Raw genomic sequence first — 25,436 nt, forward strand, 5'->3', positions numbered from 1 at the left:
TCAGAACCAGTAAACCAATCCAGACTGAAAGGTCTACTTTCATGACTGATGTGCCGCTGATCAAACTGACCGATAAAGACCGCGAAAACCTCGACCGCTTAGCCGAATTTCCGCTTCTGGACGCTATCAACGGGCGCCGGTCCCGCCGCTTCCCTCTAGGAGGCCATGTGCCGGCCGGCCCGCTGGCGTACAAGAGCAAGCACGACATCCAACCGCTCAACGATCTGGAGCGCGCGATCGTGCTGGCCACCGTCGCGGGCGTGACGGGCTGGCACCACAGCATCACGCACCACCCCGGCTACGCGCCGAAGCTGCCGGACTATTCGGGCAGTGCCGCTGGCCGCACTTTCCCGTCGGCGGCAGGCTTCCACATCGCGGACTTCTTCTTCACCGACGAGACCGGCACCTACGCACTGTCCACGCGCGACGCCACTCCGGAAGTCCCCTTCAACGAGAACGAGGGCTTCACCGAAGCGCGCCTCAACTCCGTCCTGCGCCGAGTGCGCAAGCTTAGCGACGAACGCCTCCACATCCCCCGCGAAGAGCCTTACCTGGAGGGGCACAACACCTGGATCGCCAACCACCCCGGATCACTGCTCATCGCGCCGGTGTCCGATCTGGCGCAGCACACTCTCGCCAACCTCGCATTCTTCGCCCGCAACAAATACGTCATTTACGACGACATCAACGGCCGCGAGATCCCCGGCATCAAGGAGTTCGGCGACATCGCGCGTGTCGACGATCCCCTGCCCCTCTCCTTCCTCGAGCAGTACTCCCAGACGGAAGCCACTGCGGAGTTGATGTCTTCCACCCTGCTCGGCCACCTCGTCCTCGGCGCGCTCGGCCTCGGCGGGTGGAGCTTCGACGGCATCGACCGGCTCACGTTCCTCGGCGGCTCCGGGCGCGACGACGTTCCGGGCCTCGGCTTCGATGTCGAAGAGGACGAGCGGTGGCCGCTTCCCGACGCCATCGGCAGAAAGGACGTCTTCGAGACTTACCGCCCGCCCTACTACGACACGATGGCCGACGCCGTCGAAGCCTTCTTCGAGCGCAAGTACGGCCCCGGCGGCCCCTTCCACCCCGACACCCCGGGCCCGTGGACGGAAAGCCGCGCCATCCGTTCCCAGGCCGCCAAGCCCGACGAGCGCTTCACCGAACTGATGAAGCTCCAGGCCACCTACATCTGGGAGACCTTCGGCAAATTCCCCGGCACCATCCCCACTGTCTGGATCATGAACTACCTCCAAGCCCAGCACCTCGACACCGACTACTACGACGAAATCTTCAACCCCGGCGCCTACCTGTCCACCCACGCTGAGCACCAGGAGCGGTGGCACTGAATATGACCGAGTGCAAGGAAAAAGGGACTCCGCACTGCGGAGTCCCTGCGGTTTCATATTGACCGGCAACTACATCATCTGATTGGCACAGTTCTGAGTCCAGCCGCTGGTTCCATCGGTGAAGAAGGTCGTGCCAGTCTCGTGGATGCTCGGGTCACCACAAGAAGCGATCTGCTTTTCCATCACATGCGGCTCCTCCTGACCCGGCGCCTCGGTGTAGCCGACGACTGGGTCATCTTCAGATTCAGCCGGAGCAGCTGACGGCTGATCAACGGTAGTCTCCTCAATCGGCTGCGCTGACTTCTCCGTGGTCTTCTTGGAAGTCGGTTCCGAAGCCGACTGATCTTCAGGCTTTTCTACCTTCGAGAGATCGAATTTTGAATTAGCAATTCCGAGTTCCTTCGCGCCCTGCGGGATGAGATAGGAACCGTAGATCCTCACTTTCTCGCCCATTTTCGCAGGGAGGAAATTCCATATCTCCTGCTGTTGTGGGATATCACAGAATTCTGCCCATTCAGCTGTCGTCTTGAAATCCTCAGAATCCCAGGCAACTGGCGTCTCGGGAAACACCCCAAGCTCGGCACCGGTGTCGTCGGTCACTTCCTTCGTAGCGGTAAGAACGCCATTGATCTGAACCAGCTGCATTCCTTCAGGCGCGTCCTCCGCAAGTAGCGGTACTTCGCACTCACCACCGAGCTGGATCTTTTCGACCTTCAGTTCCCCCGAGCATTCATTGCCCGCGCAATCCACCGGAATTGTGTCACCGATCTGTGCAAACTCTGGATTGGTTTCTTCGGTAGTCGTTTCCTGAGTTGCGGTTTCCTCTGCGTGGTCCGCGCTGTCCGAACATCCCGCGAGGAAAAGAACACAACTAGCCAAGGTGGCACCGATAATCCGCTTCATCATCCGTCCTTCTTCAGTTTTGGAAGCAACAGTTCGGATCCTATGCTGCGCGCACGACATCGGACGCCACTATGTCGGATCTTTGTTCGAGCGGTTCATCAAGACTCAGCGCCACTTCCCGACTCGGGCAGCAGCTCCGACGGTTCGCCAGTCGCGGTAATGACAAGCTCGTCACGGGCACGCGAAGCAGCGACGTAAAGCAGCGACCGGTCCCGTTGCAGAGCTTCGCGGGCATCCTCTTCGGAGAGATCCTTCAACCGGAACCGCAGGGGCATGAGCTCTTTACCGACCCCCATGAGGAGAACGTGGGTGAACTCCATACCCTTAGCACCGTGCATCGTCATAACGGACACCTGCTCGTGTGATGCGCGCTCGGCATTGCGTGTAGCTACAGCGTCAATGCCTTTGTCGGCTAGACCTGAGACCACGCGAGAGATCTGGCCGCGTGTGCGGCACATGACACCGATATGGACGTCACGGTCGGAATCCATCCACTGCGAGATGAAGTGCTCTGCCACATCGAATTCTTGATCTTCAGATCCCACACGGACAAGGTAGGGTCGCGGACCGGTTCGGGCTGAACGGTAGCCGGCAACGGAATCGGTCTCTCCCTCGGCATCGAGGTAGGAAAGCCCCTCCTCACCCACCAGGATTTGCAGCGCGTACTCCAGGTTCTCTTTGGTCGTACGGTAGTTCAGCGTGAGTCTGCTGGATGCGCGACCACGCGTGGAGATTCCGAAGCGGGACAGTGTCAGCGGCTGACCGTAGATACGCTGGTGGGAATCTTCCGCGATGAAGATATCGTTGGGGCCTTCAGCGACACATGCGCGGAGAAAACGCCAGTGCCCGGCATTGAAATCCTGCGCCTCGTCCACAACAACATGGTCGAAGAGTGAACCACCACCGTTTTCATAACGCACGTTGAGCACTTCGGCACCGACAGCGGACATGGTGGGCCAAAACAGCTGCCCGTCCACAGCCTGTGTTTGCATGACTGATTCGATGACAGCCCACACGAGTTTGCGCTGCTTGCGGCTCAACGGGGTGCCACGCCCAGTGCGTGCCACCTTCAAATACTCCGCCTGGGAGGTGATTCTTCCCGCAAGGACGATACCTTCATACTCCTGTTGCAGGAACATTCGGTTCGCAATCGTCCTTGGCAATTCATTGCTGGCAGACTCAAGCGCGGTCTCCCACACCTGATCAGCGTCGCGTTCCAAATACGGACGCACCCGCGAGGCTGGCACCCCGAGCACACGTTCCGTCGCTGCTTCCGTCTCTGCCGGAGAGGCCAACGTAAGCACCTGACGGACGACTGCATCCACGTTGTCCACCCAAATGCCGTCCTCACCCGGGTTCGCAGCCTCGGGATAGCGCGAGTTCAAAGCGTTGAGTTGTGATTTCAACCCTTGGGCTAACCCCTTGGTGAATGTTGTCAACAACACACGTGGCGCCCGCTCGCCTGGTTCCTGGTTCGGCACGGCCCGTCGTGCGAGGTTATTCGCGCGATGTACAGCCACCACGGTCTTGCCTGTGCCTGCTCCGCCGAACACGCGTGAAGATCCGCTGCGTGCCCCCTCCGCCATGCGGCGCTGCTCCGGGTGGATATACACGCGCCACTGGTCGAAGGAGCCAGCTTCGATGACTGCCCGCAAGGAATCGGTGTCCACGTCATCCACGTAGGCGAAATCGAGCTCTGCTGCGGGGTGGCGCAGACCGGCCAGCAAACGCGCGTCTTCGTCAACGGCGCTTTCCTGAGGTTCAAGCTTCTCCAACCCGAGAGACTCTCGGACCTGCTCCACGGTGTAGCCGGCAACGAGGCCGAGTATGGCGTCGTGTTCCCAGGTGGGTCGGGCGTCGAGAAGCAATTGAAGCTCGTCTTCGGATTCGGCGCGCCACACAGCCTCTGCGAGAGTTTGATCGACACCGAGCTCCTTGTACAAGCTCTCCGGGGTGTAGCCGTTTCGCTCCATCTCGACGCGCGGCGCGGGCATTCGCTTATCGACGACCTCCGCGTTCACCCCCGCCTTCTCCGACAGTGACGCGGCCTCGGATTGCTGTTGGGCAGCCAACTGTCGTGCCGCTTCGGTTGCGGCTTTGGCCTTGCGCTCAGACTCGGACTCACCAGTGGATCCGGCGCTCATGGACGAAGGAGCCTCTTCCTCGATGAGCTGGGTGAGGCCGTTGACCGGGTTGACGGTCAAGCGCAATCGAGCCGGATCAAGGCGCTTTGCTTTTGCGTTGCCTTCATCGTGGGAATCGACGTCCACGAGCACGAAGTGGTGCGTCTCTGCATCTTTGATCTCGAAGAGAACTGCCCGGAATTGGTCGTTGACGCGTCCGGTGCGCACGCGCCTGTCCACGGCGTTGTTGAGAGTCTTGATCCGAAGTGACGGATTGGCCGGGTCTTCCGCAAGCTTCTGCAGGAAGTTCATCACCGGCTTGTACAACGCACCGTCAAGTTTCAGCCCGCTGTAAAAGCTGAAAGTCACCATCTTCCTCACTCCTTACCCAACAACGCCGCCGGAATTGTTTGCTCATCGAGTGTATCCGGGTACAGGAGCGTCCAGCCGTCTTGCCGCAATCTGTTTTCGGCGTTGGTGTAGGAATCGTCGCGGTCGATCAGCAGCGCAATCTTTCGGTCGGGCCAGGCTACTGCGGTGGGTAGGCTGCCCACCTCTTCGCCGATCTCCTCGGTGGTTTCTGCTCCCGCACGTGCGAGCAGTCGAAGTGCCGCTACGACGGAAGATTCGTCTTCGAATTCCTCAATGGCATCCGTCCATACAGCAGGAAGTTCAGCGCTGTCCGCGGTAATGGACGCGTCTGCCGGAACTTCCGGCGTGGTTTGAGCTGCCGGGGCCTCATCGAATTCGGAGGTGGCAATGGTGACCGCGGAATCCGCTAGCCACAGAATATTGGCGAAGCGCAGGAAGTCCCGCCAATTGCCCTCGGTGACGGAACCAGCCGTTGATGCATCGACGTAGAACCGCTTCGCGTGGAACTGCCCTCCAGTGACGGAACCGCCGACGTGGATTTGTTTGTTGAACGTGAGCCGTGGCCCATTGGGGGTTTTCTCCGGGTGCAGCTTGGATTTGAGAAGCAGCCAGAGCGCCTTCGCCGACATCTCGTACATGCTCGTCACCGGGTTGGCCAAATAGACCAATAGCTGTGTCACCGGCGAGGAGCTGAGGAAGCTCCATCCGTTCGTTCCAAATTCTTCGAACTTCGGATGCCTATTCACGCGCGCCCACAATGGCAGCTCCGCTACCCGATCTTGCTCAGCTTTGAACCACTCGATATCTGCATCGGTGACGCTCCACGGCAGCCAGGATTCTTCGAAGTGAAGGCGGTTACGCTTCGCCATGTCATCCGGGAAGCGATAGTGCGCCTCGCTGATATGGAACGCTGCACCATCGGTGTACACAGCAACTGGACGAACTCCAGGATTCGTGCGATGTGTGAATACGAAGTCAGGTGTGGTGTAGCCCTTGTTCACCTGCTCGCGCATCTTCCACGATTCGCCGTTGGTGAAACTGATTTGCCACTCGACTTGGCCAGCATTCGGCACGTCCTTGACCGTCGCTCCTCGGTCTTCCAGCGTTTTGCGCAGCACTTCGCGGAACTTCACTTCGAGGTGGGAGCCGTTATCGTGCTCTGGTGCCTCAGTCTGCGCTTCCCATGAAACCGTCAAGGGGTCGAGTTCGGGCGCCGGGTGATCTTGGTCGGCGAGGATGGAGCGCAAGGCACGTTCAGCTGCTGCCCGGGAAGTGACCTCTATCTGGGTCCAGTGAGTGTAGGGCAAGAGGCAGTCCGGGCAGGCGAGGCGTTCATCGCTTGCGCAGGAGCATCCCTTGACCCGGATGAAGGCCTGCTCGAGCAGGCGATGCACATCTTCGGGGGAAGCGAACTGCGAGAGGTATCCCGTTCCACCGGGCACGTTGTCGTGCATCAACAACGCCTCGACTGTGTCCCCTTTTTGATCCGGCACTCGCACCGTGACCACGCCGAGGTGATCCGGATCTCCGCCGAGCACCTCCTTGAAACCCAACCGAATAGCAGCGGTGAGGCTGGGAATGGTCGAGTTGTCGCCGGCGGTCAACTGCACCGGCACGTGCAGCAGCACACCCTGGGTTTGCAGAGTGCGGTTCAGCGCCACCGTCACCGATTCTTCCTCCCGCGCTGTGCGCTTCGGGCACCACGGGCGGTGATCCCACTTCGAGTTCTCGCCATTTTGTGAATCGAGGTGTCCGCAGTAGTTGCACACGGTGAACAGCGGTGCGTCGATTTCTTTATCCGCAAACACCTTCTTCGCCGATGGACCTCGGCCTAGGTTGAACCAGCTCAGGTTCACGTACCGCAGGTACTCCGCTCCGAAGCCCTGGGAGAGGAACCAGCGGGCACCGCGCCCGCCCTCAGGCACGGAGAAGCTCAAGGCGGTGTGATAGCGCAGTTCGTGGCGGGAGTCGCGGGAGTCGTCGATAAGCGCGCGTGCTTTGTCCACCTCTGCGGAAACGCGGCGCATCCGCACGGTGTCCACAATCTGCCCCTTATCGGCAAAGGCGCTGGTCCCGCACTCGGGGCACGCCCCAGAGTGAGTCGAAGCATCGACCTGCTCGCCGTAAGAGCAGGCTGGGCACAACCGCCACTGCTCGATATCGGCGCCGTTCATGCCAAGCTCAACCGCGTCCACCTTGGCGGCGATGCCGCGGGCGTAGAAGGTGTTGCCCGGCGCGAGTTCTGTAAGTGCCGAGGACACACCGCGCGAGAGCTCGAAGGTCTCCGGGTTGAACTGCATCGTGGAGGGGTCGAGCTGGGACACGACGACGGCGAGCTCCACCGCATCGTCCAGCAGCGTGAAGTTAGGCAGAAGGCCGTAGCGCTCCATGGCGGAAATCCAGTGCTCATTGAGCAGAATCGAGTTGAGATCCCGCGAGATCCGCTTGTAGGCCGCCTTGGTGCTGCGTTTCTCGCGCTCCAAATCCGGGTCAGCGTTCTCAGTACCCGCGTTCGGGTCCACCTTTGCCTCGAGTTCGAGCAACCGCTCCTGCAGTGTGTCCCGGCGCGCAGTGAACTCTTTCACCTCGCCATCCCACAGCGTGCGGGTGCGCTGCATCTCCCCGGTGAGCGAATCGGGCCCCTGTCCGCACACCCACTCGCGCACACCGTCCACAGTGGCCTCGTCCACGAACCCGGCAATAGTTGCACCGAACGCCTCAACGCGCGCCTCAACGCCCTGGCCGATCTCGTCCGCCAGGACATCGAGTAGCGACGCCTTGTGGAAGCTGAACACATCGCTCGCCCTCTGCGCATGCAACCCATGCGCGTTGAAATCGAGCGTGTCCACCAGGTACGCGGTGGCTTGGCGGCGCAGGATCTCTGTGGCGGAGAGGAACGCCGCCGGCGGCACCACATTGCCCGCGATGACGGACAACGGCTGGTTCAGCTTCGGCAGCGTGGTACCGCGACCCTGCACGAACGCGAGTACGAGCGAGTTGCCGGTGAGACGCCCAGCGCGCCCAACGCGCTGCACGTACGAGGACACGGACTTGGGCAGGGAGGCGAGCATGACGGTGGAGAGGTCCCCGATATCAATACCCATCTCCAACGTCGGCGTGGCCACCAGCACGTTCGGCGCGCTGGGTTCGTTCGTGTCCCCACCGCCGCGAAACGCGCGCTCAAGCGCCAGGCGCTCCTCCTTGGGAATCAACCCCGTGTGCTCCCGCGCCACAATCGCACGCGGGGTGGTCGAGGAGTACAGCTGCGAATAGTAGTTCGCGGCAATCCGCTCCACGCCGAGCGTTCCCGGGCATCCGGGCGTAGGGCACGGCACACCATCAAGCAAATCGCGGGCATGCTCATCCGCGCCCAACGTCGCATTGCACACCTCACACTGCAACAGCGCCGGTTCCTCTTCACGCCGCACCGCCACGTGCTGCGGCGCAATGGCGTACATGGTGGCACCGGTGTCGGTGGATACGGCCATGACCACATCGCGCCGAGCCAACTCGCGGAAAACGTTGGTGAGCACCAGCGCCGCATCGTGCGTGGACATCCCCAGCACCTTCGACGTCCATCGCGCATAGCGCCCACGCGGGCTACCCAGCGGGGTGACACCGCGGTCCTTGTCGTCCAACGCCGGGCCGGAGCGCGGGAACTCCGGCGCACCGCCCTTGGGAAAGCGCCGCATGCCGCGCGCCTTGGCGTATCGGTTGTGCAGGCGCCACGAGTTCGCGTCATCCTGCAAGTAACTATCGAACATCGGCGTGTACACGCCGCCGCGGTCGCGCACCTGCTCCAACAGTCCGCGCATCCACCGCAGCTGCACCTCTTCGGCATCCGCATCGACGACATCGAAAAGCCCAGCGTCAATGCTCTTCAGCGCCTCCCGTGCAGCCTCCACCAACACCGCATCATCCACCGCCACCGACGGCGCGAGCACACCCGTGGACACCAGCGAGCGCGGCAGATGCGCGCGCTGCCCGAACTCCAGTGCGGCGTCCAGCTCCAACCGTTGCAGCACCGCAGTCGCGGCCTCGCGCCGGGCGTTCTCGTCCGCGTCCTTGGACCAGAACGGGATGAACGTGGGCGCATCCGCGATCTCCGGCGGCAAGAGCTCAAAACGGGCGCGCAGCGGGTCCTCTGCGGCATCAGCGCGCTCGAGGATCCGTAGCGGCATCTGCGCCACCGACACTTCCTCAGTGCCTGCGACCGCCCGCATCAACGTACGAATCCCAAACGCCCGCGCCCGCGACTGCACAAAGCCCGCCCGGTGCGCTGCGTCCTGCACCGAGTCCGCGAACACCAGCGTCTTCTTCTCCTCCTGGGCAAGCGAGGGCATGCCGAAGAGGTTCGACAGCCCCACTGAGAACAGCGTGGCCACGCGCGAGCCGATGTAGCGCACCGCGTCCGGCTCCCCGCAGTTCGGGCACACCTGGTCGCGCGCGTAGTCCTCCGCGCCCAGGCCCGAGTATGTGAGCACGGGAACGGAGCTGCCCTCCGCACCCGCTTCCTCGCTCGGCTCGGTGGTGCTCAGCGTGCGCGTGGACGTGTGGAACCACATCAGCGCGCGCTTGCCGTCCTCATCATCGAACGCGCTCAGCTCCGCTCCGTCGGCGACCGCGCGGCGGTACTCGTTCGTGGCATCAATGAGCGGACGCGGGAGCTCAGGCTTATCGACACTCGCCTTCCTGATCGCCCCACCATCCAAGACCACCGCATCGGTGCCGGGCTCAAGCGCCGTCATCCACCCGGCGCGACCGCACTCACGGCAGTAGATCGCGGGCAGCCACACCGCGGCATCGTCGGCACCGAGTTGTCCATCGTCCCCGAAGCGGAACACCTGACCGTCTTCCGTCGGCGTGACAGCGCGCTCGATACGGGAGACTTCACGCACCCACAGGTGCGTCTCCACACCGGGCAGGCGCTTGCCGCCGAAGCCGTACTCCTCGCCTGCGAGCGCGCGCACGTGCGCCACGGCGGTGAGCATGTGCGTCACGAACTCCCGCGCCGTGTCCTCGCCCAAACTGCGCAGCACAATCGGGTCGAACATCGCGGAAGGCAGTGTCTTCGCCTCTTCGCCCTCGTGCTCAATGAGTGGCTTAGCTTTGCCATCCCCATCCAGCAGCGCCTTGGTGATCGGGTGCACCGCGTACGCCGCGATCGTCGCATCGAGGTCCGCACCCGCGTCCAGCCCCCATAGCTGCGTGCGGAAGATGTCCAGCACCACGTCCGCATGGTCGCGCCCGGAGGTATCGTTCGCGACCGCGTCCACAATCCCGCGCAGCTCATCGATGTCCGGCGGCAGGACAGCGGCGCCACGCCCGAAGGTCTGCGCGATCTCCTCGGTCCACTCGTCGTAGGTGAGCGTCTTTTCGCTCACCAACGCATCCGGCGTGAACGCCTCCCCGAAGATGGTGCCCGCGAACTCCAGCACCTTGGCGCGGTCATCGTCGCCGCCGAGCGTTGCCGAGGTGGCCACCGGCGTGACCCGCCCCAACGGGTTCGACGCGTACTCGCCCACGAAGCCCGCCGGCTGGTGCTCCTTCACCATCAACCCGAGACGGCGCAGCAGGAGCGCAACGTCGGTTCCCTGCGCACCGTCGTAGGTGTGGAACTCATCCAACACCAAGTACTGCAGCGACGTCGCGGACTTGCGCCAGATCTCCCGGTCTTCGGGGCGCAGCAGCAACTGGTCCAACATCTTGTAGTTGGTGAGCAAGATGTCCGGCGGGTTCAGGCGCATCTCGTCACGATCAGTAATCAGCGAATGCGCTGTCACCTTCTTCACGTTCCCCGTGGCCTCACCGGTGAAGATACCGGCCGTGACCCCCGCCAGCGCCGGCTCATCAGTAATCAGTTTGGCCAACCGATCAGCCTGGTCATTCGCTAGCGCGTTCATCGGGTACAGCAGCAGCGCCTTCACACCTGTGTGCCCCTCCGCCCGGGCACGCGCCGCGTGGTCCAACACCGGGTACAGGAAGGACTCCGTCTTACCCGAGCCTGTACCCGTGATCACCAGGGTGGGATCCGGGCGGCGCTCCCCATGCTCATCCCGGCTGCGCAGCCTACGGAACGCCTCCGCCTGGTGGTGGTACGGCGTGAACCACGACGGCATCCAGTCCAGAATCCCGTCCCACCCGATCGCGCGGGCGTAGGGGAGCCGCACCCGCACATACGGCCCGTGGAACATGCCGCGTTCCGTGTCTTCAAGGAACGCCTTCAGCGCATTGGATGTCTCCGGATTAGCCAGCGAGAACGCCGTTGCCAGATATTCAGACACACCCCCTAGGACGTGCTCGGATGCGTGGACGGGGATGAGGGTAGACATCGCTCTAGGTTAACCGATCAAAATAAACCATCTCAGCCAGCTATTCGCGGAAGCAGGGTGCTCCTACACTTCGTTTATTCTAGTTCCGCTGTCTCACTCCGCACTCCGTTGTTCCACACATTGTCTCCCCAACGCAGGAAGTACGCAAAAAACGGGTCCGCGACATAAATGTGCGCCTGAGGAGTATCGCGTCCAACGACCTCCACTACGGGCTCACTGCTCGACAAGAGGAATTCATCAGATTGCTCATCGAACTCTACCTCCTGCTCCTCACCAATTCTGGTGGATGCAATCGCGTTAATGAAACCAGCGACTCGCGAAATGTCGTCAGCCCGCGGTATGCCGTCGGCTGTAATTGAGGCAATATTGTTCCGCAATTCGTTCATCGATAGATCGAGTTTTGGAAGAGAACAGGCAATCCCAGCAAGAACCAATCCATACGTGTCAGTGGTTTCACCGTTGTTCAACATCCGCAGCTTTCGCGGGGTGCCCTTGGTTTTGGGCCCATCAAGCAGCCGTTTAACCCATTTCCCTGCATCCATTGATACCTGCGACTTGAAAAATTCATCCCAATCCGACGGAGCCTTAAGTTCCTCCTCCAATGGTGAGGTCTTTTCAACCTTGTTGACATTGCGAACAAGCGTGCGGCACGCTTTTTGCATAATGTGGGGGCTGCCAAAGCTTTCGGCTGCCAATTTCTGCCTGATATCGGTCGGCATAGTCACATTCAAGATTGAGCAACCAGCGCTAGCGATTTGTTCCAGCTCCCCTTGGGTCCACCTAGGGATAATTACGTGTTCAATTCTCGCCCCCATATCATCTACGGCCTCAGATACATCGTTCCAACGATGAGTAATCGCAATAACGACAACCCTGAGACCTAGATAGACCAATGGTTTCAGCGCTTGAACTACCTGCTCTTGCAACTCTTTAGAAACGAAATGAAAATCGTCAATTACGAGAGTGAACCTATTTTCTTTAATCCTATTGGTCACCTCGTTTTCCAGCGAGATCGGAAGGCTTTCGTGGAAACTCTGCACGGAACCTTCAGATCGTCCCCCCTCTCCAGCAGCGATGGCCGCATTCAAGCTACCCTTGACTTCATTCGTTACTTGACGAGACTTTTCAACCTCATCAACCACTCGAACCCCGGTCGCTACAGCTAATCGCAACCACAGCTTTTCGATGCCGTCAATTTGCACGCCGTCGATCCAAATTGGATCTTCAAAACAGCGACGCGCCAAAACTGTTTTGCCGCTCTTTGTAGGCCCTGTTAGGACAACTATTGCTCCGCCGTCATCGACTTTCTCTTTTAGAGCGTCCTCCAAGCCCACGTCTTCTCTTGGATTGTAGGTGTACTTCGGATCCATGCCAGGTACAAATACGTCGGCGGTACGCAAATTTGCATTTTCTTCCATACCGAAGATTGTAAGCATCTAGCGATTTCTCCGCCGTGTTGAACGGCTTCGGTCATGCGCCTTTCGGTGAGATGTGGTAGTCGAGTCGAAGGGTAACTGGCGGTGGCCGCCCCGCATCTCCCAGAGCCCACCATCAGCAAGCGTTACACCACACTAAGGGACGCAACCTAACTCACGCTGCACATCCTTTCCTACGGACACAAGATCCGCACAAACAGGGTGTCCACTAAACGAGTGGTAACCTCACTCACGCAACGCCGCGTCAGTCTTCACAATCTCCTTCGGCGCCTTCCGACCATTCGCATCAAACCGATCCTCCTGGTCATACCGACGCATCACCGGAAACTGCGTCCGATAAATCATGCACAACTCATCCGCCGTAACCCCCAACGACAACGCCACAATCGCATCAATCTCCACCTGCGCAGCCCGACGCTCCTCATCCTTACGCAACGGCTTATCGACGCCCCACGCCTCCCCCATCAACTCCTCCCACAATGGGGCATACGCCTCGGTTAGACAGTTGAGCCGGAGACTCATGGCTCACCCGGGAATTGCTCCGATGACCTGGACAAATCAATCCTCAGTCATTTCCGTATTCAGGGAAGGCGACGGGATCCTCATCTGAGAATGTTTCGAACGACTCGTTTAACCCTGCAAGCTCGATCAAGTCGTAATCTTCAAATATCAAGTAGCACTCGTCGCAAAAGAATCGGTCCGGTAAAAACTTAACCTCTACCACGGGAAACTCCGGGTCTTCCAGATTTAAGTTTTTACTCTCAGCTTCATCGGAGCCGACCGTACCGTAACTCCCACACGCCGGACATTGCGCTTCGGTCTCGTAGTACGAACGGGAAACCCATCTCCTATTGGCTTCCCACCGAGCATTCTCTCCGACAGAGGCCATTCCGCTTTGACGACGTTGGTACCGCGACTGAGCAGACGAAAGAAGTGCCTCGTAATGAACCTCAAGATTTCGCCTATTTGCCGCGAGCTGTTTTTCAATCTCGGTTGCCATTAACAAACCAACGAAATCTTCGAATGTTCGTTGGCCGGACAGCAGAAGAACATTAAAAAGAGACCAGAGTCTAGGCCACCAAGTTTGGTTGGGTAGCAGGAGTATGTCTACACCAGCTCCATGTAAATAATCATTCCTAGCCTCCGCGATTTTCAAAGCTTCCTCGCGGTTGAAAGGCCGCAGCGCGTTCCCACACCTAGTGAAGATTGTGGAGGCTTGTGCAGTGATTGCTTTGTTTGATTCCTTCAGTTCTAGGGCTTGAAGCAATTGAGATCCCCCATCCCTCTGGGGATCAACCACCAGCGCAGGTGAGATCTCTGCCAGAGCCCACTTTGCGGCTTGCTCAAGGGAGAGCGCTGCCCAGAACCTTCGTTCATCCTCACTTCGTCCTTCGCCTGGTTCAATGGCGCGGTTGATGAAAAGAACTGCCTTGTTCCAGAAACCATCGGCTGCAAAGGGGTTCATCGTACGACCTTCCTCAACATCACCCGTTGTATCTCTCTCGATGATTGGTCAACTGCCACGCGTGATCTCCCGTGAAGGATCAGCCGGTTACGAAGTAGCAACATTAGATTAGGCCGGTCCCAACGAAACTCAGTCACCTCATTAGGTGGGGGAGCTGACAAACGCCGCGCAAGCTGCCTAGCGAAATAATCCAGTGGGCTCATGCAGCTCGGATCGAAGCGTAGGCCACCATCGAGGTCATATGCTGAAGAAAGCCACGCTTCTCTTCCGTTCCGGACCGCAAACATACCGCGCGTTTCCTCGAACGGAATCGTCCCCGGTCGCCACAACCTTGTAGTTACTGGGCTCGGCCTTGTTGACCAGAGAAGTATTAAGTCCGGAACGTCTCGGTGGTGAGCACCGTCCGTGTGAAGCGGTTGTTCCCCATATCCATATCTAGAGCTAATAGAGTTCGAAGGAGCTTCGTGCTTGAGCATCGGTTTTAGGGTGTCCACCTTCCCTTGACCCACGCGGCTGGCAACCAATTCGAAGCCACTACGTCGAGCTAGATTTTCGACTAATCCGTTCAATGCATTCGAACTGGCTTGTCCGAGAGTGTCCGATTGTTTGTGTGCGGGGTTTGGTTTACAAGTAGTCCGCGAATCGGTCGGGGTACGCCACGGCTAGTTGGTTGATGGCTTGTTTCCACCCGTTGGCTTTCGCTCCTTCAATATAGCCGTTGCATTCGATGTCGCGCTTCGCCTTCTTCGCTCGCTGGGCGGCGCGCTTGTCTTCGATGTTGCAGATCATCAACCATAGGGTCTTCAGCGCCGCGGTATCGTTCGGGAATTGGCCCCGGTTACGGGTAGCTTTACGCAGTTCAGCATTCAGCGATTCGATCGAATTGGTGGTGTAGAGCACCCGCCGGGCCGCCGGCGGGAACTGCAAAAACGGCACGAACCGGTCCCAGGCGTCGCGCCAGACTTTGACCGACTGCGGGTATTTACGGCCCAACTCTGAGGCCTCGAAAGCATCCAGGCTGGCACGGGCGGCGTCCTCGTTGGCGGCCGTGTAGATCTCACGTAGCGCCCTCGATACGGGTTTGCGGTCTTGGTAGGACACCCACCGGTTCGCAGCTCGAATCAGGTGCACGATGCAGGTCTGCACCATCGAATTCGGCCAGGTTGCCTCCACGGCTTCCGGCAGGCCTTTGAGCCCGTCGCAACACACGATGAACACGTCCTGGACGCCACGGTTGGCCAAATCTGCGCAGACTGATGCCCAGAATGCGGCACCTTCATTGTCTGCGATCCACAATCCTAAAATGTGCTTGATGCCGTCGATATCCACACCGATGGCTATGTAGCAGGCTTTGTTGACCACCCGGTGACCATCGCGGATCTTCACTCGCAGCGCGTCAAGGAAGATCACTGGGTAGAACTCGTCGAGTTGCCTGTTCTGCCAGATCAGCACCTCATCCAACACCGCATCGGTAATGGTACTGATCGTATCTGGGCTCATATCCACCCCCAGGGTGCCGGCGAGATGGTGCTGAATATCGCGCACGGTCATCCCGCCGGCGTACAACGAGATAATCATGTCGTCGAGCTCTGTCAGCCGACGGGATCCCTTCGGCACCATCTTTGGAACAAACGTGCCAGCACGATCCCTCGGCATAGTCACTTCCAACGCGCCATACCCAGAATTGACGGTCTTGGTGTACGACCCGTTGCGGTGATTGCTCTCCTGTGCGGTTTCCACCCGGGCCTTCGCCTTACGGTCGGCATGGCCGTAGCCCAAATGCGCATCCATCTCCGCCTGCAGACCAGCGTTGATCGATGCCTGCAACAGGCCTTTAACCAGGTCGCTTGCATCATCAGCAGAGGCCGACAGCTCGCTGATCAGGCTGGCCAGCTCAGGATTTTCCATCAGCTTCTCGCTGATCTCGTTGACCCTCGCCGGGTCATGGCCTTTCTTCGGTGACACAGCAGTCATTATCAGTGAAACTCCTTCAGATCAGAGCCTCACACACAAACTTCCTGACACCCTCGCTTGTCCCGCACTCCAACCTTTCTCAGCCGATTGGCCGAGCATGCGGCTGAAGTTGAAAGCCTCAATTTCCGTTTCGCAGCTGTTCAAAATCATCACACCCCCTGAAACAAGTACTCGCAAGCCATATACCGCTCTTGCGGGTCAGACTCCACCTCGGGAGGGAAATGATATCCACCGCAATCGGTACTCTCTCCAAATTGATTTGAACTCATCATTCACCCCACCATCCCCTCAAACCTCGCATACGCCTCCCGCATATCCGCCTCCCGTTCCAACCGCCTAAACGGATACTCAAAGACGTACTCCACAGCCGACTGCGGATGCACCCACGTCCGATCCGCCACCGACAACTCCTCACCCTCACGCAACGCCGCGTCCGCCTTCACAATCTCCTTCGGGACCTTCCGACCATTCGCATCAAACCGATCCTCCTGGTCATACCGACGCATCACCGGAAACTGCGTCCGATAAATCATGCACTACTCATCCGCCGTCACCCCCAACGCCAACGCCACAATCACATCAATCTCCACCTGCGCAGCACGCCGCTCCTCAACCTTACGCAAAGGCTTATCGACGCCCCACGCCTCCCCCACAACCTCCTCCGACATCATCTACTCTTCTCAGACCGAGATTTCCCTACCATTTTGCGTCAATCACTCGTGGAGAGAACCCTGCCGGAGGCGTGACTGAGAAACCGAGCTCCTCCAGCGACTTTGCCGCGGCTTCCGGGTAGTCCCGTGCTGCGGCAGCCGTTTGCTTGAACAACCATTCTTGCCGCCGTCGCAGCAAGGTCGGCTCCCAGCCCGGTTTTCCCCGAAACCCGCACTCAGCGATAACGAAGTAAAGGAATTCTTCGAGCGACGGACGAAACCGTCTGCCACCCACCGGTAAGTGCAGTTCTTCCAGCCGTCCTTTCTTCCTCGGGTTTCCAGACTTCCCTTGGAAGTTTTGCATTAGAGCCGGACTCAGCAATCCAGTGACTCCCGAGTAATGAATGTGGGCGCATGGAGCGCTGGTGTACCCCCGTTCGTATTCAAACCGAATGCCTGGGGACGTAGCTACCCGCAGCTCGAATTTGCTTCTTTCCACGGCGAGGAACTTGCCGGTGGAATCGGAAGTTAATTCGTAGCGGACGATGACGCGGAATAGCTGGCTGTAGTCTTGGCTTTCAACTTCGCTTTCGAGCTGACCGGCACCGTGGATAACCGGGGCATCAAATTCACCGACAACGATGTTCGTATCGGCGTTAAGCCACGCCTCCGTTTCGATATCCCCTTCAGATGCGAGTGGGAGAGCATCTATAAGCGTGCTTCTCACCTCATCGAGAAACAGCTCAGCCTCGTCACGCAGATTCAAGTTGTCCCTCACCCAACAGCATCAATACGACGCTTAAATCGTCGTACAGGGCCCGTTCGGACTTATCTAGCATGCCCGAGTGGGCGAGCGTACGTAGTTCTTCAATGCTCGCAGAAGACTGGCGTGTAGACCTGCGGAGAGCGGCGAGATAGTCTCGCTTCTTCTCCCAGAGTTCCTTGTTGTTGGTGGTCTTAATTTCAACTGCCATCTCAATCACCTCAGCTCGCTGGGTTATCGTTCTAGTCCCGAATAATAGCCAACAGCGCGCTACCAACGACCTGCGCTGTAGAACGCTTGTTCGACAGTGCAGGTCGAGATGCTCGCCCCCAACACTGATCTCGACGAACCAGATGCGCTCGTGCTTCTCTCCTTGCTGGGCGTTTAACCCATCCCCTCAAACCGCGCATACGCCTCCCGCATATCCGCCTCCCGGTCCAACTGCCTAAACGGATACTCGTATACGTACTCCACACCCGACTGCGGATGCACCCACGTCCGATCCGCCACCGACAACTCCGCACCGTCCTTCAACTTCGCGTCCGCCTTCACAATCCCCTTCGGCACCTTCCGACCATTCGCATCAAACCGATCCTCCTGGCCATAACGCCGCATAACCGGAAACTGCGTCCGGTAAATCATGCACAACTCATCGGCCGTCACACCCAACGACAACGCCACAATCGCATCAATTTCCACCTGCGCAGTCCGGCGCTCCTCATCCTTTCGCAGAGGCTTATCGACGTCCCACGCCTCCCCCATCACCTCCTCCCACAAAGACGCATATGCCTCGGTGAGGCAGTTGAGCCGGAGGTAGAGATTCCGAGCCTCCTTCATCAATGGACTGTCGGCAGGTAAAGGAATCGCCCGAATGATCGCATTTGGGATATGTGCGGAACCGGCGGAGCGAACGACATAGTCAGCAAGCAACGAGCTCATCACTGTCCCAGCCGAAGCTATCCCTTCGTTCGATTCCGCTGCGCATGAGTTCACCGCATGCACATGGGCAGACCCTGGAGGAATCAAGGCTGGATACAGAGTACGAAAACCGGTAGTAGCTGCCATCTCCCGCCAAGCAACCCGGAATAAGCTCTTCGCCGATTTCAATTCGTCGCCGAACCGAAACGTCGGGTAATCGGAATCGTAATCTGATTGTTTAAGTCGGTCAGGCTGGTAGGCCGTCGCAGGAATGAAATCGGCGGGCATTGCTTCGATATCGATCTCGAACCAATCTTTGTTGCTCTTTAAGCCAGGGTTCGGCTGCTTAATCATTGGGGTCGCAACACCAAGGTGCGGCCCTTGGAAGATCACGTCGTCCCATGAATCCGGGTGCGCCCATCCCGTGTCGAAGTAGCCTTTCTTCTTGTCAATGGATTCGTCCCATCCCCTGGAGAACTGAAGTCCGAGTTCGCGGATGCGCGGCGCAGCAGCAAGCTTCTCGAGCACAGCCGCTGCTGCGGTGTTCACGGTGTAAACCATGCGGGATTCGATGGCTGGAACCGATTCGTCCTCAAGAATGGAGTGCCACACATCAAGCGCATTGAGATTAACCGTCTGAATGCGATCACGGTGTGGTCGTAGGTCCCAATTTCCAGAGTCATCCTTCAGTCCAGGAAGCTCACCGGCGCCGTTGTGGGAGAGAGACTCTTGCACGGTCGCTGGGTGGTACAACGAAGCGGCGTTGTGGAACTTCGGGGAGGTTCTGAGGTGCCCATAAAGATGAACCCCGTAGGTGACGTGATTATCGATGTCGAACAACTTGAGCTCGTTGTTGAACTGCCAGTGACGTCGCAAACGCAAGTACGCACCCCGACGTAGAGGCGCAGCCTTCTTCTCGGTGAAGTGAGACTCAGGATGGATAAATGAGGCCACACCATCTTCCGACGCATTGCACCACGTGCGCTCCATGAACCCTCGGTAGAGATCGGGTTGTTGGCCGACGAGGTGCGGGTAACGGGTGACGTCCGTGAGTACCGCGGCTGTCGCTACAGATTCACTGAGGCCGCGGTAAACCGTCTCGCGGGTCGCTTCATCGTCGTTCCGTTGCTGACGTCGCTCGTTCTTCACGGCCTGGGTAGGCTTGTGCGCCAATGAGAACCACGGGTCTGCCTCGGAATACAACGCATCTAGGTCCGTACGCGGCCGCACCCACGGCGGGTTACCCACCTGCAGGTCGAAGCCGCCGCGAGCGAAGACGGCCGCGAAGTCAAGGTCCCAGTGGAAGAAGCCTTGGTCGGCGGCGACGGACTGCACAACGCGCAACCACGGGTGGTTCGCAAGCACAGTGTCCACGGCGCGGGCGCCGGAAAGGCCGATCTCGGTGCGTTCCAGCTCCACCAGTTCGTCCCAGTTGGTGGCGCTGGCCAGGCGGATCTGGTTGGTGTCGCGGGCCTGGGTGTCCACGCCGAGGAGGTCGGTGAGTGCGGCGAGCCACTCGTCGAGATCGGGCAACTGGTCCGCTTCGGTTAGTGGCCAGAAGGTCAGCGCGTTCCATGCGTCCATGACGAGGCGGAGGCGGAGGTAGGCACCTTCAGCGTCGTGTAGCAATTCTTGCTCGATTTGCTCGCGGCGCACATTCTTCGCGGTGTGTTCGGTGTCCCGGCCCCAGAGGTCAATATCGCGGCGGATCTGGTCTTCCGCAATGCGCATTTTGGACAGCGTGATGGCCCACAGGGACTCCACGCGGGCGGCGAGGTTGGTCAGTTTCTTCGCTTGCTGCTTGGTAGGCACCTTGCCGGTGACGGATTTCTTCCACGTCTTCATGGCGGCGATCTCGTCGGCGGCGAGGGCTTTCAGGTCCTTCGCGTCGGCAGCATCGCCCCAGGTGGCAGAAGGCAGGAGGAACTGGTGGATGCGGCCGGCGGCGTTGATGTCGCGGGGCTCGCCAGCGTCGATAGCTTCGGCGAGGTTCTGGACGGACTCCCGGCGCGGGACGGCGGTGAGCCACTCGCGCTTCTTCAGCTGGGCTGTGGAGTACGTGGAGCGCAGTGCACCGATGAGTGAGCTACCGCGCCGCAGGTGGAGGCCGAACCACGGGGCTTTGAGCTGGCTGGTCATGGTGTCTAGCCACAGGGAGATCTCGGCGAGCTCCACCGCGGTGGGGTTCAGGTCCACGCCGTACACCTGGTGCAGGGCGATGTGGGCCTTGACCTTTTGTAGTTCGATCGTGCGCTGCTCAGGTTCGACCTGGGTGTCCAGTTCGTCCTCTCGCAGCTTGAGGTAGAGCTCCGCGAGTTGGCGTGCGGCCTCCACGGCGAAGGCGCCGGAGCCCATGGCGGGCTCGCAGATGGTCAGGCTGAGCACGTCCTCGGAAGAGGTGATGCGGCCTTCCTCCTGCAGGACCTCGATGGCCTGTCCCACGGTGAACTCGGTGAGCACCTGCGGGGTGTAAAAGGACGCGGAGCGTTCCCGGTCGCGGCTGGACTGGCGGAACACGAACGAGCCAGCCGGGTGTTCGCGGCGCACCTTGGAGGTGCCGCCTTCCTCCATCTGCTTGGTCTCCATGACGAAGCTGTCCTGCGGGACCGTGTCAGCGGCGTGGGTGGGAAGCACCCAGGAACCCTTGGAGGCGTCGCCCTTCGGCGCGACCTCGTACAGGTCCTCTTGGGCGATGAAACCGTGGTAGGACATCAGGCCCTCATACACTTGGCCCAGCTCGGTCACGCCGAGCGTGGCATAGGAGATGAACCCGCGGTCCTTGCCGGCTGAGACCTTGGACAAAAGGAGGTTCTGCAGCACTTGGGTGAGGGCGGCGTTGGAGAGCTTGGTGTCGTCGATAAGCGAAGTCGCTTCGCTTTTGAACAAGTCTGCTTCCAAGTTGCGGAAGTTCAGGCCCTCGTTCTGCGCATCCGCGTCGGCGCTTGGTGTCTCGAGCGGGTCGTGGCCCTCGTTGACCTGTGTGAAAAGGAGCTGCAGCGAGTCGTAGAGGTGTGTGCCGCGACGAGCTTTATCGGTGACGGGAGGGTTGAGGATCTGGTCGCGGAGGCGGTCTAGGCCGTAGCCATCGACGTACTCGGGTGCGCCGGTGGGCAGGATGGCAAGTTCCGGGGAAGCCTCCGCAAAGAGCAGGAAGAGGATGCGGTAAAGGTAGCGCAGAGATTGGCGGGCGAGCTCGTTGCCGTCGATAGTGTCGATGGGCAGGTCCTGCTCCCGGCGGCGGTCCAGCACGTCATTGCCGATGATCTCGATGGATTCGCGCACCGCGTCGCGCAGGTCGCCGGAGACCTTCACCGCGTGCTGCTGAGATTCCTCGCGGGTCTCGGCCCACCACGTGGTGCCGTCGGCGGCGCGCTCAAGGTTTTCCCGGGCGAGGATGACTGCAATGCGCTCGAGCTCGCCGGCTTTCTTCGCATCGTTACGCTCGACGGCCAGCTGCAGGTTCACCGCCAGGTAGCGGCCAAGCGGCCACGATTCCCGCTCTGCCAGAAGCACCCACGTTCCCGCAATGACCACGACGAATTCTGGCGGGTCCTGCGAGAGAAACAGATCACCGATGAGCTTCGACACCTTGATGGGCTGCGATTCCTTACCCGCCGGGGTCACTCCCCCAGCGACCGGGAGGGAAATGAGAGTATCTTCGGTGACGTCGGTGGCGTTATCGTCTGCTCCGTTTTCTTCCCCGCCATCGCTGTCGGCTGCGAGTGCTGCGCTGACGACGATCAAGGTGCCGGCGTTGCCGTGCCAGCCGTCGTAGGTCAGCTCTTCGCCGGCGCGCGTGTAGGTCTTACGCTCTGGCGCGCCGAACCCGAATGCGGTGCGGATCAGTGAATCGGTCTTGTCGGCATTGGCGTTTGTTGCGAAAGCCTTTTGCAGATCACCGCGGTACTGCTGGAAGCGCTTAGCAGGCGAGAGTGTTCCGGTTTCGTTTTCCAGCTCCGACCATTCCTTGGTGCGGTTTTTCACGCGTTTGGTGAAGGACTCGCCTTTGGTCTCGTCGGTGGTGAGGTAGTGGTCGCTGATCCACTCGTCGACATTGAGGATGGAATCGTATGCAGCCATTGGTGTGCGTCTCCTAGTTGGTGTCTGCGTGTGGCTCGGCGTTGGTGTCGGCGGGCAGGATGAGTACGAGTGGGCGGATCAGTTCGCGGTCGGGTTCGAGTGAGGAGATGAGCGACTTCTCTTCGCTGATAAGCGATGCCGAGCGGCCGACCTTGGCGGTCTTAGTCACGTCTTCTTTCGCCTGGTCCCAGTTCTCTGCACGCTGCACCCAGTACCCGATGCGGTCGTGCGCATGTGCGCGAGCGGCGGACATCATCGGTTGCAGCTGACCGCTGGCTACCTGCACTGACTGAGCAATTAGTTCTTGGGCATTATCAGGCAGAGTGAGCGTGCCTGGGTTGATCGCTCGTTCGGTCAGTCCAACTCCGCGGAGCCATGTGATCGGATCCGGCACATCCTGCGGGATCATGCCGTCCATCATTGCCACGAAGGCGCGGGAGACGACCTGACCGCGCTTATTGGTCAATGTCGCCATGAGCAGCACCGTCGGTGCGGGGACGTCGCCGGAAATGGCAGTGATCTGGCCAGCGGACAGCGAGGCGAGCGCGCGGTCGGTGGCCCAATCGGTCACCGGGTGCAACGGGCCCAGGAAGTGGGCCTTCGGCCAGGTGGATCCGTCCTGCCCTGTGCGAGCACGACGCATGACCTCGTTGCCCACGTCGATGTTCGTGGCCAGCTGGAAGCACTCCCGCACTTTGCGGTCGGCCAAATAGTCCTGCGGCAGAACTTCGAGGCGGCGGCGGAGATCTTCCGGCGGGGTGAGCTCCGCGACCTGGTTCTGGTGGCGCACATACCCCACGCCGTTGGCGGCAAGGTCCTTTTCCGGTGCGCCACGGAAAGCCTCGCTCAGAGCGTCTTCCAAGTAGGCGACCTCAGAAGTGTAGAGGCTGCCGCGGATCCCGCCCGCGGATGCGGACGCGGTGTCGATGAATGCATTGTTCGAGGCCGCAGGATCAAAGTTTCCGTCTTCATCGAGTTCAAGACCGAATCCGGCCATCCACTGATCAAGGAGGTCTTCTTCAGACTCCGCCGTTTCCTCAGCGATCTGTTCTGGGGCCTTCACCACCTCATCGAAACCGGCTTGGTTCTGAATGATCTTGCGGATCTCATCCTCCTCGCCCTTGACCGAGTGCTGGCCGATGAGTGAGCCGACATCGCCGAGGATCTCGTGGGCCTGGTGCTCGCGCTCGATGAGCTTTTGCAGCACGTGGAGCTCACCGACGTAACCGCCCTGCGCTGTGTCAAGGAGAAGCGCCGTGATCTGAGGTGACTCGGTCTGCCCGTAGCGGTCAATGCGGCCATTGCGTTGTTGGATACGAATGAGCGACCACGGGATGTCGTAGTGGACCAAGTGGTGGCACAGCGTGTGCAAGTTGACACCCTCAGAGGCGACATCGCCGGTGACCAGGATGCGCAGTTTGGAGTCCTCGCGCTTGAATTCGTCGACAAGCCTCATCTGCTCCTCGTCCGAGAGACCACCGTGCATGACTGCGATGGAGTCTTTGGGCATCTTGAGGTCTTTGGTCAGATTCTCCTGGAGCCAGGTGAGTGTGGCGACGCGCTCGGAAAAAATGACGGCGCGGGTGTCGGACTTCTTGCCCACGCCGATCTCAGTGAGGTAATTGATCAGCGCCGCATACTTGTTGGAGTTCTGGCGGGTGACCTTGGAGTTGAGCTCGTGGAGTCGCTCGAGCGCCTCCCGCTGTACTTTCTCGCTGGTGGGAATGCGTTTCAGGCGGTTTGAGATCGTCTCCTCGAGCGCGGCAGGCGAAGACAGGAACGCTTTGACCAGGGTCCACGGGAAGAGCCGGTCCTGCGCTGGGATCTGGCCGTCATCCGGGTGGATCCAGGTAGCTTCAAGTTCCGCAGCGACGGCATTCTCTTCTTTCGATGCTTCCACCGGGATATTCAGCGGGTCTTTCCGGACGGCCCACTTCTCCCCCACCACTGTGGCTACCTCATCACTGTGCCGGTGGCGGCGGATGAGGAGTCGCCTCACCGCATCCTTGTCAATCGTCCCGTCCGGCATGACTGCCGTCGGGTCCAGCAAGCGGAGAATCTCCTTGAAGGACTCGGGATCACCATTGTGCGGTGTCGCCGATGCGAGGAGGAGTGCTTCAGTCGTCGGGGCCAGAGTGCGGGCAAGCTCGTTGTTCTGCGTGCCCACATTGGTGGCGTTGTGGATTTCGTCGATGACCACCGCATCCCAGCGGACCTTTTCCAACTGTGCGCGATACTTCGGACTCTTGAGCGTGTCCATCGAGACAATCACGCGGGAAAAGTAGGTGAACGGGTTCCGGCTCGACGGCAGGATTCGACGGACACGCTGGATCCCAGCCGAGTCGAGGCGGACCAGCGGAATAGCGAAGCGGGACCACATCTCTTGCTGGAACTGCTCCATGATGTGCTTCGGTGTGACCACGAGGATGCGGTCCCCGCGGCCGCGGCGGATCAGCTCCGCGAGAATCATGCCGATCTCGAGGGTCTTGCCCAGACCAACGGCATCGGCGATGAGGACGCGGGGGCGGAGGTTGTCGTCGGACAGGGCCTTCTTTACCGCGGTGAGCTGGTAATCCAGCGGATCCATGAGCATCTGCTCCGCGACGGAGAGCTCTGCTTGGTACAGCGGAACCGGGGTTTGGCGCAGTGTCGTCTCCAACCACAGACGCGTGGTGCGGTAGCCCGGCGAGTGGTCCGGCACCACCTCGACCTTGGCGGGGTCGAAGACCTCTACATCGTCGATCGCTGTGTAGAAGCTCGCCGTGGTGTCACGCACATAATCGGACAGGCCACGCACCTTGAGCAGGTAGCCGTCGACAGACTGGGTCACGCTAGTGATTAGCCACAGCTCATCGCGCACACGGACCATGAGGCCTGGTGCGAATGCAGTTGACGGTGCAGAAGTAGGCATGTGTCAAAGGGTACTGTCGCTCACCGCCATGTGAGGAATGTTCATGCCCACAAGTCGCGACGTTTTGCCAGCACCCGCCGCAGGTGCTTTAGAAAAGGACGGGGGCGTAGCACCACTCACGGATGTCGTTGCAGAAGGCCCACGCGACACAGAACTTGAGCTGAACGCC

General features: G+C 59.9%; 14 protein-coding genes. 1 reads left to right on the forward strand and 13 read right to left on the reverse strand.

Going from position 1 to position 25,436, the window contains the following annotated elements; genetic code table 11:
* The first annotated feature begins 50 nt into the window (after positions 1 to 50).
* Positions 51 to 1,340 carry a hypothetical protein gene (locus tag QYR03_RS05615; protein WP_301713269.1) on the forward strand — a complete coding sequence of 430 codons (1,290 nt, stop codon included), beginning with the start codon at positions 51 to 53 and terminating at the stop codon, positions 1,338 to 1,340.
* Between the two features lie 69 nt (positions 1,341 to 1,409).
* Here the strand turns inward: QYR03_RS05615 and QYR03_RS05620 are convergent, their stop codons facing one another.
* The 13 genes from QYR03_RS05620 to QYR03_RS05680 form a co-directional block, all read right to left on the reverse strand.
* Positions 1,410 to 2,246 (reverse strand): hypothetical protein, encoded by an 837-nt coding sequence (locus QYR03_RS05620; RefSeq protein WP_301713218.1) that lies wholly within the window; start codon positions 2,244 to 2,246, stop codon positions 1,410 to 1,412.
* A gap of 95 nt (positions 2,247 to 2,341) precedes the next feature.
* Complete coding sequence (locus QYR03_RS05625; protein ID WP_301713217.1) at positions 2,342 to 4,738, reverse strand: 3'-5' exonuclease; 2,397 nt, start codon at positions 4,736 to 4,738, stop codon at positions 2,342 to 2,344.
* Between the two features lie 5 nt (positions 4,739 to 4,743).
* Complete coding sequence (locus QYR03_RS05630; RefSeq protein WP_301713216.1) at positions 4,744 to 11,070, reverse strand: DEAD/DEAH box helicase; 6,327 nt, start codon at positions 11,068 to 11,070, stop codon at positions 4,744 to 4,746.
* Positions 11,071 to 11,144: 74 nt separating this feature from the next.
* Positions 11,145 to 12,488 (reverse strand): NB-ARC domain-containing protein, encoded by a 1,344-nt coding sequence (locus tag QYR03_RS05635; protein WP_301713215.1) that lies wholly within the window; start codon positions 12,486 to 12,488, stop codon positions 11,145 to 11,147.
* A 243-nt stretch (positions 12,489 to 12,731) separates the two neighbouring features.
* Positions 12,732 to 13,028: a hypothetical protein gene (locus tag QYR03_RS05640; protein ID WP_301978419.1), complete on the reverse strand. Its 297-nt coding sequence runs from the start codon at positions 13,026 to 13,028 to the stop codon at positions 12,732 to 12,734.
* Between the two features lie 43 nt (positions 13,029 to 13,071).
* Positions 13,072 to 13,971: a hypothetical protein gene (locus QYR03_RS05645; protein WP_301713214.1), complete on the reverse strand. Its 900-nt coding sequence runs from the start codon at positions 13,969 to 13,971 to the stop codon at positions 13,072 to 13,074.
* Positions 13,972 to 14,595: 624 nt separating this feature from the next.
* Complete coding sequence (locus tag QYR03_RS05650; RefSeq protein ID WP_301713562.1) at positions 14,596 to 15,945, reverse strand: IS256 family transposase; 1,350 nt, start codon at positions 15,943 to 15,945, stop codon at positions 14,596 to 14,598.
* Positions 15,946 to 16,217: 272 nt separating this feature from the next.
* Positions 16,218 to 16,478: a hypothetical protein gene (locus QYR03_RS05655; RefSeq protein WP_301713128.1), complete on the reverse strand. Its 261-nt coding sequence runs from the start codon at positions 16,476 to 16,478 to the stop codon at positions 16,218 to 16,220.
* A gap of 3 nt (positions 16,479 to 16,481) precedes the next feature.
* Complete coding sequence (locus tag QYR03_RS05660; protein ID WP_301713129.1) at positions 16,482 to 16,616, reverse strand: hypothetical protein; 135 nt, start codon at positions 16,614 to 16,616, stop codon at positions 16,482 to 16,484.
* A 25-nt stretch (positions 16,617 to 16,641) separates the two neighbouring features.
* Complete coding sequence (locus tag QYR03_RS05665; protein WP_296145996.1) at positions 16,642 to 17,361, reverse strand: hypothetical protein; 720 nt, start codon at positions 17,359 to 17,361, stop codon at positions 16,642 to 16,644.
* A complete protein-coding gene (locus tag QYR03_RS05670) occupies positions 17,348 to 17,569 on the reverse strand; it encodes a hypothetical protein (protein WP_301713130.1) in 222 nt (73 codons plus the stop codon). The genes QYR03_RS05665 and QYR03_RS05670 overlap by 14 nt, the downstream gene beginning before the upstream one ends.
* Positions 17,570 to 17,742: 173 nt before the next feature.
* Positions 17,743 to 22,356 (reverse strand): DNA methyltransferase, encoded by a 4,614-nt coding sequence (locus tag QYR03_RS05675; protein ID WP_301713131.1) that lies wholly within the window; start codon positions 22,354 to 22,356, stop codon positions 17,743 to 17,745.
* A 13-nt stretch (positions 22,357 to 22,369) separates the two neighbouring features.
* Complete coding sequence (locus QYR03_RS05680) at positions 22,370 to 25,267, reverse strand: DEAD/DEAH box helicase (RefSeq protein ID WP_301713132.1); 2,898 nt, start codon at positions 25,265 to 25,267, stop codon at positions 22,370 to 22,372.
* Positions 25,268 to 25,436 lie beyond the last annotated feature (169 nt).

Origin of the sequence: Corynebacterium sp. P4-C1 (assembly GCF_030503595.1) — a bacterium.
Classification (GTDB): Bacteria; Actinomycetota; Actinomycetes; order Mycobacteriales; family Mycobacteriaceae; genus Corynebacterium.

Coding starts and splice junctions, on each gene's coding strand:
- QYR03_RS05620 (WP_301713218.1), bottom strand. CDS start 2,246: ATGATGAAGCGGATTATCGGTGCCACCTTGGCTAGTTGTGTTCTTTTC.
- QYR03_RS05625 (WP_301713217.1), bottom strand. CDS start 4,738: ATGGTGACTTTCAGCTTTTACAGCGGGCTGAAACTTGACGGTGCGTTG.
- QYR03_RS05630 (WP_301713216.1), bottom strand. CDS start 11,070: ATGTCTACCCTCATCCCCGTCCACGCATCCGAGCACGTCCTAGGGGGT.
- QYR03_RS05635 (WP_301713215.1), bottom strand. CDS start 12,488: ATGGAAGAAAATGCAAATTTGCGTACCGCCGACGTATTTGTACCTGGC.
- QYR03_RS05640 (WP_301978419.1), bottom strand. CDS start 13,028: ATGAGTCTCCGGCTCAACTGTCTAACCGAGGCGTATGCCCCATTGTGG.
- QYR03_RS05645 (WP_301713214.1), bottom strand. CDS start 13,971: ATGAACCCCTTTGCAGCCGATGGTTTCTGGAACAAGGCAGTTCTTTTC.
- QYR03_RS05650 (WP_301713562.1), bottom strand. CDS start 15,945: ATGACTGCTGTGTCACCGAAGAAAGGCCATGACCCGGCGAGGGTCAAC.
- QYR03_RS05655 (WP_301713128.1), bottom strand. CDS start 16,478: ATGATTTATCGGACGCAGTTTCCGGTGATGCGTCGGTATGACCAGGAG.
- QYR03_RS05660 (WP_301713129.1), bottom strand. CDS start 16,616: ATGATGTCGGAGGAGGTTGTGGGGGAGGCGTGGGGCGTCGATAAGCCT.
- QYR03_RS05670 (WP_301713130.1), bottom strand. CDS start 17,569: ATGGCAGTTGAAATTAAGACCACCAACAACAAGGAACTCTGGGAGAAG.
- QYR03_RS05675 (WP_301713131.1), bottom strand. CDS start 22,356: ATGGCTGCATACGATTCCATCCTCAATGTCGACGAGTGGATCAGCGAC.
- QYR03_RS05680 (WP_301713132.1), bottom strand. CDS start 25,267: ATGCCTACTTCTGCACCGTCAACTGCATTCGCACCAGGCCTCATGGTC.